Annotated in this window: 9 protein-coding genes; 5 read left to right on the forward strand and 4 right to left on the reverse strand. The window is 49.9% G+C overall.

Translation table 11 applies throughout. The annotated features are described in order from the left end of the window. The first annotated feature begins 10 nt into the window (after window positions 1–10). From H6F86_RS03925 to H6F86_RS03940, 4 genes are all read left to right on the forward strand, one after another. Window positions 11–1,108, forward strand: coding sequence for a MoxR family ATPase (locus H6F86_RS03925; protein WP_190446807.1), 1,098 nt, complete (start codon window positions 11–13; stop codon window positions 1,106–1,108). Beyond that, window positions 1,105–3,921, forward strand: a complete 2,817-nt coding sequence (locus tag H6F86_RS32050; RefSeq protein ID WP_242033352.1) for a formylglycine-generating enzyme family protein — start codon at window positions 1,105–1,107, stop codon at window positions 3,919–3,921. Before H6F86_RS03925 ends, H6F86_RS32050 begins: the two co-directional genes overlap by 4 nt. Window positions 3,922–4,050: 129 nt before the next feature. Further along, window positions 4,051–4,875, forward strand: a complete 825-nt coding sequence (locus tag H6F86_RS03935) for a formylglycine-generating enzyme family protein (protein WP_190446808.1) — start codon at window positions 4,051–4,053, stop codon at window positions 4,873–4,875. Window positions 4,876–5,067: 192 nt separating this feature from the next. After that, entirely contained in the window at window positions 5,068–6,072 is a 1,005-nt protein-coding gene (locus H6F86_RS03940; RefSeq protein WP_190446809.1) for an SUMF1/EgtB/PvdO family nonheme iron enzyme, read from the forward strand. 221 nt (window positions 6,073–6,293) lie between these two features. Here the strand turns inward: H6F86_RS03940 and H6F86_RS03945 are convergent, their stop codons facing one another. Both H6F86_RS03945 and H6F86_RS32700 read right to left on the reverse strand, forming a co-directional pair. Beyond that, window positions 6,294–6,527: a hypothetical protein gene (locus tag H6F86_RS03945; RefSeq protein WP_190446810.1), complete on the reverse strand. Its 234-nt coding sequence runs from the start codon at window positions 6,525–6,527 to the stop codon at window positions 6,294–6,296. Between the two features lie 11 nt (window positions 6,528–6,538). Continuing rightward, on the reverse strand, window positions 6,539–6,664 hold the full coding sequence (locus H6F86_RS32700) for a hypothetical protein (RefSeq protein WP_277881638.1): 126 nt from the start codon (window positions 6,662–6,664) through the stop codon (window positions 6,539–6,541). A 140-nt stretch (window positions 6,665–6,804) separates the two neighbouring features. Here H6F86_RS32700 and H6F86_RS03950 point away from each other — a divergent pair, with 140 nt between their 5' ends. After that, on the forward strand, window positions 6,805–7,038 hold the full coding sequence (locus H6F86_RS03950) for a hypothetical protein (protein WP_190446811.1): 234 nt from the start codon (window positions 6,805–6,807) through the stop codon (window positions 7,036–7,038). A gap of 717 nt (window positions 7,039–7,755) precedes the next feature. Here H6F86_RS03950 and H6F86_RS03955 read toward each other — a convergent pair. After that, on the reverse strand, window positions 7,756–12,645 hold the full coding sequence (locus H6F86_RS03955) for a hypothetical protein (RefSeq protein ID WP_190446812.1): 4,890 nt from the start codon (window positions 12,643–12,645) through the stop codon (window positions 7,756–7,758). A gap of 201 nt (window positions 12,646–12,846) precedes the next feature. After that, complete coding sequence (locus H6F86_RS03960) at window positions 12,847–14,202, reverse strand: P-loop NTPase fold protein (RefSeq protein ID WP_190446813.1); 1,356 nt, start codon at window positions 14,200–14,202, stop codon at window positions 12,847–12,849. Between the last annotated feature and the right edge of the window lie 419 nt (window positions 14,203–14,621).

The raw sequence follows: 14,621 nt of genomic DNA on the forward strand, positions 1-14,621 counted from the left end.
TCAGAGCTGCATGAGTAACCTACCCGAAGACTGGAAGCTATTTCAGGGGAATAACCGAGAACCCCATGACGCGATCGACACTTTGCCCGATGCCCCGCCCTGGCGACCCTTTGGCAAAGACCCCAATCCTGGTGTTAGTCGCCGTAAACGCCGAGGTGAAACCTTTCAGTCGCAGCCAGAAGAGGTTGAAATGGTCAATGCAGCGCTGTACCTCCGGCGGCCGCTGTTGATTACGGGCAAACCAGGGACGGGAAAGTCTTCCCTAGCCTATGCAGTGGCTCATGAGCTAAAGCTGGGGGAAGTGCTCTACTGGCCAATTACAACCCGTACGACGCTGAAAGATGGGCTTTATACCTACGACGCCATTGGTCGGTTACAAGAGGTCAAGCAATCGGAAGCGAGAGGGGACTATACCGAGGACCCGCAAAAAATCGCGGATTACATTACTCTGGGGCCGTTGGGGACTGCTCTCTTAGAGTCATCGCGCCCCCGTGCATTGATTATTGATGAGATTGATAAGAGTGATATCGACCTGCCCAACGATCTGCTGACGATTTTTGAAGAAGGGCGGTTTGAAATTCCGGAACTGGCGCGCCTGGAAAAAGAGAGTAACGACCCTGAGCAGAAATCGGCCCCGATCACGGTTAAGGTCCGCACGGCCTATACGGATGAGGCTGAGCCTACCTACGCTGAGAAGAAGGTCACAATTAAGGGAGGTCGGATTACCTGTCAGGAGTTTCCCCTAGTGATTCTGACCAGCAATGGGGAACGGGATTTTCCACCTGCTTTTCTACGTCGGTGTTTGCGCCTGAATATGCGTGACCCTGATCGCGTGCAGTTGGAGCGTATTATCAAAGCCCATCTCCAACATTGCAATTTTTCAGACGAGCAAGTGAACGCCTTGATTGATGGTTTTCTCCAGCGTCGTGATAAGGGTAGAGAACAGCTTTCGACCGATCAACTGCTGAATGCCTTGTTTATGATTATCCGCCAGCGTGATTGGGTGGGTGACGAAAAAGAGAGCTTGCTGGATCATCTGTTAGCACCGCTGGATCGCCCTCTAGAGGTTAGAGCCAAAGAGCGGTTACCTAGGTCTCAAGACCAATGATTAATCGTCTGATCACACTCTTGCAGGAATCAGAGTTGCTGCTGAGCGATCAGGAAATTGCCGCCTTTAGTGAGGCGCAGCCTGTGCTGCACGACGAAGACATTGCCGATGCGCTCTGGTTAGCATCTAAGATTGGCGGTGCCTATGAGGTCAGCGAGCCAGATGTGAGCGACGAGGTCAGCACGTCAGATGATGCGATCCCGATTGAGGTGACTGATGACAACACCGTTGTAGTCACGCCTCCATCCACAGTCTCTGCCTATGTGCCTCCGCTGGCGAAGTCTGACACTGGATCGGTGGAAACGCCAGAATCGGGTTTGCCAATCCAGGTGCAAGCGGCTCCAGCGTTGGCTCATCCCCGTGACATTAGCCGATCTCTGCGTCCTCTAATGCGTAAGGTACCGTCCTTGACGAGATCGGAGCTAGATGAAAGCGCCACTGTGAATCGCATTGCTGAACGGGATATCTGGTTGCCCATTCTCAAGCCCTCGCCAGAGCGCTGGTTTGACCTGGAGCTGGTGATCGAAGCCTCCAAGTCTAGCTTTATTTGGCAAGAGACCCTGGATGAATTTCAACAGTTGCTAGAAGGACAGGGAGCCTTTCGCAATGTGCGTACCTGGACTATCAAAGAGACGGCTACGGGGCAGCCGCAACTGGTAGCCAAGCGACAGCATGGCACAGGTATAGAGCAAGACCAACCGTTCCGGAGTCCTAAAGAACTGGTCGATGCCTCTGGAAGGCGTTTAGTGCTGTTTGTAAGTGATTGTCGTTCTCGCCTCTGGCAGCAGGGGCAAGTTCATGACTGGTTAGCTCTCTGGAGCCAGCATGGACCAGCCGCGATCGTGCAACTATTGCCCGAACGACTATGGAGCCAAAGCGAGTTGGATGTTGGGTTTGCGGTGCAGGTTGGTTCCTTGATGCCGGGTGCCCCAAACCCAAAGTTGCAAATCAGAGAACTGCCTGCTCGTACCGAAATTGCGCCTGCGGATACGCTAACAGTGCCGATCGTCACTCTGACTGCAAAGGCTTTGAAGCAGTGGGCGCTAGTGGTTGCGGCGGCGGGGCGACAGCGATCGCCAGCACGACTATTTGACCTGTCTTGGGTAAAAGATCCGGAGCGCGATCGCTCCCTTGCTGTTATTCAGCCGCAATCGCCTGAAGCACGGGTGGAGCTTTTTATGGCAACGGCCTCTCCCCTCGCTCAGCGTCTAGCCTGCATGATGGCAGCAGTGCCTGTGGAGCTACCCGTGGTGCATCTGATCCAGCAAGAACTCTTGCCAGAGATGCAGTCGGTTCATGTTGCTGAAGTCTATTCCAGTAGTCTGTTAGAAGACGTTCAAGCGAACCCAGTAAAGCCAGATGTCCCAGCGCGATATGACTTTGTCAAAGAGGTGCGGGGGGTATTGAATGAAATTACACCACTCGACGAAACCCTTGGAGTGCTTGAAGCCCTGTCTAGGCGCATTGCCAGAACATTAGGCTTTGAGATTAGGAGCTTTACGGCGTTGCTGTCCCCCAAGTCTGATTGGAGCCAGGAAACCAAGGATGCCATTCTGCCCTTCGCTCAAATTGCGACGGAGGTACTCCATCGCTTAGGGGGTGATTATGCTGAACTTGCTCAGTTGGTTGAACAGGATGCGAAAGGCTATTCTAATTGGATTCAGCCCTTAGAGCCTGAACCCTCCTTTCCAGACTTAGAGGTGCTTGAATTCACCACTGCTCAATTGGTGGAGCCGTCAGCAGAACCCCTATTTCCGCCCTTGCAAATGCAAGACGTGGAGATTGTCACCATTCTGATTGAGGCCCAACCGGATGGATTAGAGCCATTTGAATTTGTAGTGGCAACGCTTGAGCGCGAGATAGAACCGCGCCCCTCTGGCTCATCTTCTGTGTCACCCATGCCACCGTCGCTCCTTGGCTTACCACCGCCGCTCCCTGGCTTGTCATCTTCTGTGCCACCTTCGTCACCCTCTGACTTCCCCCAAAATCTGTCACAACGTAGTGAGTCGGGCAATAAATGGGTTATCCGGCGGCAAACACAGCCGGCTTGGCAGTGGGTGGAACAACTGGATAATCACATCCAACTAGAGATGGTAGCGATTCCAGCAGGGTGCTTCATGATGGGGTCACCAGAGGATGAGCCAGAGCGAAGCGCTGCTGAGGGGCCACAGCATGAGGTCAGGCTTGATTCCTTTATGATGGGCCGCTATCCTGTGACACAAGCGCAATGGAGAGTGGTGGCAGCCATGCCCCAGATTAATCGGGCATTGAAGCCGAATCCGTCTCAGTTCAAAGGAGATAAAAGACCCGTTGAGCAGGTTTCCTGGTATGACGCGGTAGAGTTCTGTGATCGTATCTCTGTCCACATAGGTCAAGACTATCGGCTCCCTATGGAAGCTGAATGGGAATATGCTTGTCGTGCCGGAACCATAACTCCCTTTCACTTTGGCAAAACGATTTCTCCTGAACTGGCAAACTATGATGGCTCTAACGTATATGATGGCGGACCAAACGGTAATTACTGGGAAGAGGCAACCCCTGTAGACCACTTTGGAATCGCCAATACCTTTGGGTTGTGTGACATGCATGGCAATGTGTGGGAGTGGTGCCAGGATCACTGGCAGGGGAACTATGAGGGCGCACCAACGGATGGTAGTGCCTGGGTAAGTAAAAATGAGAAAGCTGCTCGTGTAAGACGCGGTGGTTCCTGGCGCGACGGTCCATGGTATTGCCGTTCTGCCTCTCGCTTCAACGCTAAACCCGACGACCGCTACCTCAATTTCGGTTTTCGAGTTGTTCGTTCTGCCCCGTAACTTGCTTCCCAAAGGGTGGGCTCTGTAGCCCTTTTGCCGTTTGCACTCTTGCCCTTTTTGTGCTTCGCGCGATCCGTACTTCGTACCCGCTACGCGACCGATTTTTTTACTCCAAGATCAACCAAGACAATGGCTGCTGCTCAGAACCAAAAGCCCAAACTCACGTTTCAGCGTCGTCGCGTAACAGTGCCATTCTTTGTCGAACAGCTAACCGACAACATCGGCATTGAGATGATGCAAATTCCTGCAGGCACCTTCCTCATGGGTTCGCCAGAGGATGAACTGGAGCGAAGCAGTTCTGAAGGACCACAGCATGAAGTGAATGTGGCCACGTTCTTTATGGGGAAATATCCCGTGACTCAGGCACAGTGGAGAGCGGTGGCGGCTCTGCCACGATCTAGCCGAGAGCTAAAACCAGATCCATCTAATTTCAAAGGAGATAAACGTCCCGTAGAAAAGGTCTCCTGGTATGACGCAGTAGAGTTCTGTAATCGCCTCTCTGCTCATACAGGTAGGCCGTATCGCTTACCCTCTGAAGCTGAGTGGGAATACGCCTGCCGCGGTGGAACCACGACTCCCTTTCACGTTGGCGAGACTCTGACCACGGAGTTAGCAAACTATAACGGCAACTACATCTACAACAGTGGTCCCAAAGGGAAGAATCGAAGAGAAACCACTCCTGTAGATGAGTTCAGGATTGCTAATGCCTTTGGGTTGTGTGACATGCACGGGAATGTGTGGGAACGGTGTCAGGATCACTGGCATGAGAATTATGAGGGCGCACCAACGGATGGTAGTGCCTGGGTAAGTAAGAATGAGAAAGCTGAGCGTGCAAGACGCGGCGGTTCTTGGCTCTTCGTTCCGTGGCATTGCCGTTCTGCTTCTCGCGACGACGGTACACCCGACGACCGCGACTTCAATATTGGTTTTCGAGTTGTTTGTTCTGCCCCGTAGCCTTTGGCTTCCCGAAGGGTGTACTCTTCAGTGTAAGAACTTGCAGAGGGGCTATCTGTTGGGAGTGTAAGAAGAGTCCAGACTGGTTCCAGTGATGCTCTGATAGCAGCATCCGAAAATCAAACCGGGTCAGGTAGCTTGGTAAGCTCTGCTATAGAGTTGCCTGACTCATCCAATCTAGGGCAGGCTGGCATGACAGAACTCATCCTCCGTAAAGAACGCAAACAAGTCCGCTACTTTACTGAACAGTTACATGGGGCAGTCAAGGAATTAGCCAATTTGACTCCTCAGGAACTTAACTTGGCTCCCCGGGAAAGTGAGGTTTGGAACTTACGCCAAGCTGGGTATACGTATCAGCAGATTGCTGCCGAACTTTACATCACCATCAATACCGTCAAAAAACATCTTAAAAACATCTTTGTCAAGCACTCTCAAATGCTGGAGACAGAGGTTGTCGATTTAGACATGATTCTGGTTCCGGCTGGCACCATCTGGATGGGTTCGCCAGACGATGAGCCAGAATGCAGCGAAGACGAAGAACCGCAACGTGAGGTAAATATCTCCAGCTTTTTCATGGGACGCTATCCTGTGACTCAAGCACAGTGGCGCTTTGTGGCGGGATTGGCTCAAGCAAAGCGAGCGTTAAAACTTGAACCATCGAACTTTAAGGGGAATAATCGCCCCGTTGAACAGGTGTCCTGGTATGACGCAGTAGAGTGCTGCGATCGGCTAACCCAATTTACAGGCAGACCGTATCGCTTACCCTCCGAAGCCGAGTGGGAATATGCGTGTCGATCCGGGACTACAACTCCCTTCTACTTCGGCAAGACGCTGACCGCAAAGATCGCAAACTATAACGGCATCTATACCTATAATGACGGTTCTAAAGGCGAGTATCGAGAGGAAACCACTCCTGTAGACCAGTTTGAAATTGCGAATGCCTTTGGGCTATGTGACATGCACGGCAATGTTTGGGAATGGTGCGAGGATCACTGGCATGAGAATTACGAGGGGGCCCCAAAAGATGGTAGGGCATGGCTCAGTGAAAATGAGGACGCAAAGCGTGTAAGACGCGGCGGTTCCTGGTACGACGCTCCGAGGTATTGCCGTTCTGCCTCTCGTGTCTACTATGCACCCGTCAACCGCTTCAACTCTATCGGTTTTCGAGTTGTTTGTTCTGCCCCAAGGACTCTGTAGCTCTTTCCTCTTTTGCTCTCTTGCCCTTTACCTCCTTCTCTTTTGCCTTCTCGCTCGCGCAAAGCGCGAGCGCACCACCTTCCGGCGAACAACGACGAAAGGGAAACAGGGGACGCGATTTGTGCCAGTATCTCCGGAGTTAAAGCGTCTGCCGGAAAGCTATTGGAGCAATCGCTCCAATAGCTTTCCGGCAGAAGAGTTTGTATCAGAGCCAGACTGATTCAAGCAGTAGGTGTGGCATCAGGTGATGAACTCTGGTTGCGTAATGCTCTCACAATTTCTTGCGCCAAGTTTTTGCTCCAGACCTGTTCAAACGGGCAAGAGAAGCGATCGCCTTCTCTCTGAAACCACGCGATCGCTTCTTCTAGTTCATTTACTGAGTAGGGTTCGTTGATTAGCATCTTGGTGAGTAAGCTTTCAACCACTAATGCTTGCGCCTCATTCAAAACCAGCATGTAACGTTCTCCTACTCCTGTTGATGGTTTTTGTTAAGGATGACGAGAGCCTTATCAATATCTCGCACCTTGATGCCTCTCAGCGCCGTCAGAATGGCTTTGATGAGAGCGGCTTCATCAGGAGAAAGGGTAATCATGTTGAAACTTCCATGAAAGATGTAACTCAGAAACAGTGAAATCTCTGAGTTCATTGGGCTTGAGCTTCATCATACATTATCTGCGCTATTACGCAAATACGCATAAGAGCGTAATTAAAAAACAGCGTTAGGCCTATGCGATGATTGAGCCTTCAAAACGGGTGTCTAGAGGCTGGACAGTGGCGAAGAAAAAGGAATTTCGGGGCTACATTACCCAAGATTTAGATCGGCTGGTACGCGCCTTAGCTGCAATCAAAAATGGCGATCGCGACTGGTCGATCTCTGATGTTTTGCAGGATGCCTTAGAACATTGGGCAAAACTGCCAGAAAACCAAGAGCTCATTAAAAAACACAATTTAAACAAGCTGGATTAAACAATTGCCCGATATCCCTTTATGTTGAAAAGAACGGCTTGAGGGCTTAAAGCGTCCTCCACGTGATTTCTTTTAAGGCTCTCCTGATTAGGCGACTGGAATGCTTTCACCCAGCAATATGGTTAAGGAAATCCACGAAGAGATTGTGGACTTTTTTGAGGATTCCACGCACTAGATATGGGTAAAGCATCTTAATGCAAAATATGTGTTGCTCTACCATGCAACTGAACCCGTTCGCGCAGCGCCTCTGAAAGAGGCTCGCTTCCTTCGTCCTCAGTATACTAAGCAGTAGAGCGCTCGTTCCAGACCTTACAATATCTGTTGCTGATCGCCTTTGTTAAAGTGCTCAATGCAAGAGCCGCGATCGCCTATTACATCAACCCTGCTCCTACTCTTTTGTGATGCTACCGGAGAGGTAACGATCACACTGGCTTTAAATGCTCCCCCAGACATATATTCACCCGTACGGGTAATACTCGTTGCTGGAGTAATTGATAAAATTTTGATGAAAACGTGAGTACCAAGCTAGGTATGGGGTTATAGGATGAACAGGCTTTTCAGCTGGAAAAAGATTATGCTCCTATTTGCTGCTGTAATGTTACTGATCGTCAGTTCTGGAGGAGTTGCTCATGCCCGTGATGGTGGTGGAGATGGCTCTACCGGCAGCCCCAAAGCTAACTAAATAGTGCTCCTAATGATTGTTTTTCACTCTACTTGCTAAGGTTGAGGGCAGAGATTCTTTTCTTCTGGACGGATGGTCTCATTCGTTCTTAGATAGCTATTTAGCCACTGGCAACTTTGCTGAAGTAGGTTATCTAGATTGTTAGACTTTAAGGCATTAAGTTTCTGAAGGTCTAGTTTCCACAACTTTATAGTGATATCATCACTAGCTGACGCAAGTAGCTGACCATCGGGATTAAAACCTACTTCCCAAATGCTGAATGTTCGATCTTCAAATGTTTGGAGTCGTATTCCTTCGCGGCTCCAAATATTAATTACCCCATTAGCATCACCTGATGCAATTAACTGGCTGTCTGGACTGAAGTTAACGCTCCAAACTCGATTTTGGTGACCGAAGAGTACTCTAGCTAGAGAGCCGTCGTAATTCCAGAGCTTAACAGTGTTGTCCAAACCTGCTGAAGCCAAAAATTGTCCGTCTGGGCTAAAACTAACTTTTGTAACCCCTTCTTGATTAGTCGAAATAGTTTTAAGAAGCATACCGTTACGGTTCCAGAGCTTTATCGTGTCATCTTGGCTACCTGAAGCAAGAATCCTACCATTGGGGCTAAAGCTCAAGCCGTTCACATCGTTTTGGTGTCCTTGAAGTGTTTCAAGGAGTTTGCCGTTGCGGCTCCAAAGCTTAATTGTTTTATCTTCACTAGCAGATGCAAGAATTTGGCCGTCTGGACTGAATTTCACTTCTAAAGCTGCTGCATTATGGCTGCGAAGAGTTGTTGTTGAGCCACCGTTAAGCCTCCATAGCTTTACAGTTCCATCACGTTTGGCACCAGCAACAAGCTCATTATTTGGACTAAAGGTAAGGTTTGCAACCCTTTCAGCACTTCCTGCTATTGTCTCCAATAAAGCGCCATCGTAATTCCAAATTTTTATGGTTTTATCCTTACTTGATGAAGCGATTATCTGCCCGTTTGGGCTAAGAGCAACACTTCGAATTTTGTCTTTATGCCCCCGTAGAGATTTAAACAGATCGTTGTGTTTCCAAAGCCTAATTGTTTTGTCTAACCCCGCTGATACGAGCGCTTTTCCATCTGGACTAAAGTTTACACTGCGTACTCCTCCAGAATGCCCTTGAAACATCGTCAGTACTTCACCATCAAGTCGCCAAACAATAATTGTGCTGTCTAAGCTGGCAGAGGCAACTGCTTTCCCATCAGGACTAAAGCCTACGCCAAGGACTCGGTTTGTATGCCGTTGAAAAGTTTTTAGCGGCTTGCCATCGCGGTTCCATAACTTGACTGTGTTGTCATAACTTGCCGAAGCAAGTGTTTGCCCATCTGGGCTAAAGCTCACACTCCATACAACGTCTTTATGACCTGAGAGCGTGTGAAGCAGGGTTCCGTCACGCTTCCAAAGTTTTACTGTATTGTCGTTGCTAGCTGAGGCAATCACTTGTCCGTCCGCGCTAAAGCTGAGGCTATTGATATACTTATGAGCTGGGAACACTCCAATCAATGTACCGTCCTGGTTCCACAACCTGATCTTTTCATCATCACCAGCGGAAGCAAAGATATTGCTCTTGGGAATGAAGCTGATACTAGTCACTCCACCTGTGTGCCCTTTTAACGTTTTGACTAGTGAACCTTCCCGGTTCCATAACCTAATTTTTCCATCACCACTTGCAGAGACAAGAACTTTCCCATCTGGGCTAAATGTTGCAATCCAGACTTGTCCTTTGTGCCCTATCAAAGTTTTAACTAGTGAACCGTCACGTTTCCAAAGTTTTACACTGCCATCAGCACTAGAAGAGACAAGGAGCTTACCATCAGGACTAAAGCTAGTACTAAACACGCGACCCGTATGTCCTTCTAAGCGATTTAGTTCTTGAACATCGGTTATAGCTTTTCGCAATGTATCTACTGTTTTGTTTTTTAGCTCTGATGATGCCATTGTCTGCTTGACCCGCTGCCCCGCTTGAACTCCTGCAACGATTGCCTCAAGCTGATTATGAGCAACGAGCTTAGCTTCAGAGACAGAATTTAATGCATTTATTTCAGCAACTTCCACCTGTTTCCTTCTTCCCTCAGCGCTCAGCCAGAAACTAATCGCAACTGTGGCTAGTACGGCAAACCCTATCCCAGTAGTAATAGAGCTAATCAATGCTCGTTTTAGAAAACGTTTGAGCTTTTCATCGCTAAGTTTGCGTTGGAGCCGTTCTTTTGCTAGTTCTGCCAGTAAATCTTCGCCCTGTTGCTGGCGGATGTAGCGCACGAGATAATCATGCACAAGTTGATAGCGATCAGCGGGGATCTCTGGCAACAGCATTACCAAGCCCGATCGCACCAGGATTTCCAGCACAAAATCCAGCTTGGTAGTTTCCTCACCCATGTCTTCGGCAAGCTCTGCGCGGGTCTTCAGCGGGCGGGTATTGTTTTCGTCCGTCAGCAAGTACAGCACCAGTTCCGCTGCCCGTTGATTGTCGGTGCCGCAGTCAGCAACCACCTCTGCCAGATAGCGCTCGACCAACACTTCCTTAGCGGGTTTTCCAGCTTCCCGCAACTTGCTATACGCCTCCAAGTCACGGATACCGTCGGTCTGTAGCTGTGCCCCTACAATCTGGAGTTCGATCGGACGCACTTCCCCGTTTTCATCCGTCAGGTCTGTTACTAATGCCTCGACTAACTCCAGTTCCAGGTAAAAGCGTGCCTGCTCCGTCAACTCCTGAATAATCACTCTGGCATCGTCGGGCACAAAGTTGCCCAGAGGATAAAGGACATTGCGACTCAGTACATCAATGCCTGTGGTGCTAATTTCAGGGATACGATTGAATTCCAGCAGGTAATACAGATAGTCCTCTCGCAGTGGTAGCACTACTTTTACCAACAGGAGTTGCAAACACTGACCCAGGAACTCAAAAAATGGGCGGCGTTGAGCAGGAGTAGGATAGACGAAGAAAAATTCCTCGAACTGGTCAAAAATGAGAATGGTGCGAAGGTTGCGCTGTTCGTTGTGGCGTAGCTGGGTAATGAGAGCTTGGGGCGTAGGGGATCGGGTATTGGGTGTAGTGGAAGCGGAAGGCACCCCCCCCAGCACTTCTGCCATGCGTCGTTCCAATTCCTCTGCCCAATCAGTGTACTTTCGCACTACTACAGGCAAGTTAACCTGAAGACCGATCGCTTTTTGCTCCAGGGTAGGCACCAGCCCGGCACTAATGAGGGAACTTTTGCCCACACCAGAGTAGCCGTGAATCACAATCAGCTTGCAGTCGTTGCGTCCAATACGTTCTACCAGTTGCTTTACGTCTCGCTGCCGCTGCCAGGAGGCAATTCCAGTGGGTAAGTTTTCTGCTGCTAAAACGGTGCGTTCGGTCGTCCCAATCGTAGTTTGAGATCGCAGCACTTCCTGATCCTGGCGTTGGGCACGCAGGCGTCCAGCTCCCACAAACGCTCGCAATTGATACTGTTGCTCTACTGCCAGGCGTTCTTGCTTGAGTCGAAAGGCTTCCAGATAGTCTTTTTGCTCAATGTAATGGGTTCGCAGTGCTTCCAGAATGGCAATATAGACCTGTGGAATGCCCTGATCACCAAGCGATCGCGCTTCATTTAAGCGAGACAATGAAGCTTCCCGTTGTCCTGTCAGTTTCATTGCCTCTGCCAGGGTCAACAAATACAGCCCACGGTAGCGATGCTCCTCAGACACTTGCTCAATGATCTCCAGAGCCCGTTCAGCATAGCGTTTTGCGTCTGCCCCCTGCCCCCTCTGGATTGCCGTTAGCGCCAGATAGCGATAGTCCACGGCCTGTCGAACAGGCTTGTCGTAAATTTGCTGTAGGGGGAGCGACTTTTGCACCAAAGCTTCTAAAGCTTCCCACGCCTTCAACTTCTCTAACGTCCGCTCCATCTGGGTCATTGACTTGGCAACTAGATCAGGACGATTTGCTTGTTCAAAGACCCTGAGACACTCTTGCAGCGGTTGCTTCGGTGGTTCCCAATTTTCCTGACGATACTTGTTCTCGCTACAAAGGTTATAAAGTGTGCGTCCAACGAAGTAAAGGAGGAGTCCGGCGATAAGGTTGGGTGAAGGGGTGGGAAGGTAAGGTGGTGTGAAGTGGAGGTCAGGGGGTGAAGATTCTGACGTCTGGCTCCTGACGTCTGGCTCCTGACCTCCTATCGCCTTATTGCCTTCGCTGCTTACCCCCTGCCAATATTCCAAACTGCGCTGAAAGTGTTCCAGCGCTTCTTGATTGGTAGAGGCATTCAAACCCCGCAGGAATTCGAGGGTGGCTTGCAAATCGGGGGTGAGGGAGTGCCCAGTTTTTTGTAAGTCTCTGACGGCAGCTTCGACTTCGGCGCGTTGCAGGAAACCTAAGTCAAGATTCTCCAGCAGGCGGCGGAAGGAGCGGTTAGAGTCAGGAGTGAGGAGGGTGGAGAAGAGTCGATCGCTGGCATTTCGTAGAGCATCCAGCAAAGCATTCGGGGGCAGGGTGAAATCAGTGGTGGTGGCCCAGCTTTCGAAGTCGGGTGCCAGTTGCACCAGTTTGCTATGTACCGCATCCGTTATCCAGAATACGATCGGAAACGAGAAGTGCTTGCGAAATTCTTCTCGCACCGAGTTGACTGCTGGCAGCATTTCCTCTAAGGCATCGACAGATTCTAACCCCAGCACCATGAGTGCTTCGACAGGTGTAGCGTCGGTTAATTCTCGTAGTCGTGTGTAAAGCGTTTGGCTAGTCTGTTGCAGAGGGGTAACAAGCAGCTTGACGGTGCAAGCCTTCTGGATCTGGATTACTAACTGCCCACGCAAACTGGCGTAATTGCAGCGTGCCAGCGTTAGAGAAAACTGTCCCTGAGATGCCTCGATCGCCCATGCCAATTCTTCCAGAGCGTCCTGGTTATGAATGAGGATTTCTTCAACGTCAGGGGCAACCATAGACAGCGTTTTGCGACTCAGGTGTTGCTTAGTCTCATGTGATCGCCATCACAAAAGAATGTTGTTCAGAAGTAGGGTTATATTTGACCGTTAAGTGCCGAGGACAATAACTACCAAACCACGCGACCCATATTTGTATATTCGCGTATCTTAGCCTGGAGAATAGACAACTTTACCCTCTTTCTCCATCACTCGCTCCCTTTACCCGTGCCCCTTTAACTCCCTTGCCTCTGCCAGAATGGGATTGACGTCAAACCAGGATTCTCCATGATCGCGGTATTCAAACACCAGACGACTGCGAATCAGCGTTTGATAGCCCTGATCACCACTTACCTTCTTACGTTGCTGCACCTGCCGCAGTAACTCCCACTCATCATCAGTAATAGGCAGAACCATTTCATTCCGACGAGCACGGATAACCTCCTCGAGAGTGGCGACGGTTAGAGGCAACTGTCTGCTTTTTTTGATCCAGTCATTCAGCAACCGCAGCAGATCGCGTACATGACCACCGCTAGCGAAGCAGAGCCGATCTAGAGTGCCTGGTTGGTCAAAGATTTCAGTGATTTTCTCCAGACGTTGAGCCGTCTCTAAATCAGGGAAGGCACGAGCTATCACCATTTGCTGCAATAGCACTAACCCTTCCTCACAAATACTGCCATCCTGAAATTGCACTGGCACCATCGGCAGCACTTTCGGCTCTTCGTAGCGTTGAGTCAGCATCCCGTACTCGTTGGAAAACTTAAGCGCCAGAGGCATTGTGTAGACAACATGGCAGTTCAAACGAGTCAGACATTCGCTCTGATCAATGAACAAATACTCCTGTTGCGGACGACCAAAGGACTTAGCCCGATTATCAACCCGATCGAGATTATCGACGATCGCAACTAACCCCTTTTTACCCTGCTGCTTGAGTTGAGCGATTGCGGGCTCCAATAACTCCTTGTTAATGGCATCCAGCAGCTTGTTTTTCTGTGGACCCAAGTACTGGTTCAAACGTTCCCGCAACCCCTGATCATTTTTTGCTACGACTGTCAGCTCAGCAATTCCGGCTGACAACGAGACCTCACCCTTGCTGCTAATGCCTGCTTCCAGACCAGGCAGTTTAGCTTTCGCCTTCACATCGACTTCCGTCGTTAAGACTTTGATCGTGTTATCCAAAAGGGCACGAAAGCCTTTTGCCTGAGGGGTGACGTTGGCTTGTTCTAGACTTTCGCTGATCCGTTTGGCGATCGCCAGTAAGACATCCCCAATGTCCACATCTGCCATTTCCAGGTCTTCACTCGACTCAAAGTAGACGACATGAAAGCCCTCAGCCTCCAACTCTGCCTTCAACTTCAGCAACTCCGTGGATTTGCCGCAGCCAATGTGTCCTGTAAATAGCACACAGGTCGGTTCATCCGGCGAAAAAAAGGTGATGTTGGTCTTCAATTCCTCAATAATCTTGCCGCCCCGCACAGAGGAAAAGTCAATATAGACTTTCTGATCCTCTGGGTCTCCTGCTACCAGCGTTCGGCTAGGATTCGTCGCCTGAAAAAACTTCCGTACATCTACCGTCATAGTGCTCCCCGGCCCCTTTATGCTTTTCACAGCATAGCTTTAGGAAGAGAATTTTCAAGTGCTCAACTTTCTACTGAATCGGCTGACCACATGTTGGTGTTTGGCTGACGATCGCTCAAGTGGGTTCAGCTTTCAATCAACAGCAGTATTGCCCTTGCTCTATTTCAGCTCGAGACGTGGACTGTTCTGCCACGATCAACTTCAATCACACGTCATTTGAGAAGCGCCACTGAGGCAAACCTAATAGGGTTATAGCTACATCTAGCGTGAGCTTTTGTACCCGCCTATCAGAAACTGTTTGTAAATGTATGTGAAGTAGAAGACAACTACGGTCACAAAGGCGCGATACCAGAAGAGTGACATCTACATGGCTTGAGGATATGAGTCAGCCTTACTACGACAGTGACCTGACCGATGAG

Source organism: Phormidium sp. FACHB-592 (genome assembly GCF_014695795.1).
In the GTDB taxonomy this organism is placed as follows: domain Bacteria; phylum Cyanobacteriota; class Cyanobacteriia; order Leptolyngbyales; family Leptolyngbyaceae; genus Stenomitos.

Bases quoted from the DNA above. Each gene is read 5' to 3' on its own strand.
- H6F86_RS03925 (WP_190446807.1), top strand. From the start codon at position 11: ATGAGTAACCTACCCGAAGACTGGAAGCTATTTCAGGGGAATAACCGA.
- H6F86_RS03935 (WP_190446808.1), top strand. From the start codon at position 4,051: ATGGCTGCTGCTCAGAACCAAAAGCCCAAACTCACGTTTCAGCGTCGT.
- H6F86_RS03950 (WP_190446811.1), top strand. From the start codon at position 6,805: ATGATTGAGCCTTCAAAACGGGTGTCTAGAGGCTGGACAGTGGCGAAG.
- H6F86_RS03940 (WP_190446809.1), top strand. From the start codon at position 5,068: ATGACAGAACTCATCCTCCGTAAAGAACGCAAACAAGTCCGCTACTTT.
- H6F86_RS32700 (WP_277881638.1), bottom strand. From the start codon at position 6,664: ATGATTACCCTTTCTCCTGATGAAGCCGCTCTCATCAAAGCCATTCTG.
- H6F86_RS32050 (WP_242033352.1), top strand. From the start codon at position 1,105: ATGATTAATCGTCTGATCACACTCTTGCAGGAATCAGAGTTGCTGCTG.
- H6F86_RS03960 (WP_190446813.1), bottom strand. From the start codon at position 14,202: ATGACGGTAGATGTACGGAAGTTTTTTCAGGCGACGAATCCTAGCCGA.
- H6F86_RS03945 (WP_190446810.1), bottom strand. From the start codon at position 6,527: ATGCTGGTTTTGAATGAGGCGCAAGCATTAGTGGTTGAAAGCTTACTC.
- H6F86_RS03955 (WP_190446812.1), bottom strand. From the start codon at position 12,645: ATGGTTGCCCCTGACGTTGAAGAAATCCTCATTCATAACCAGGACGCT.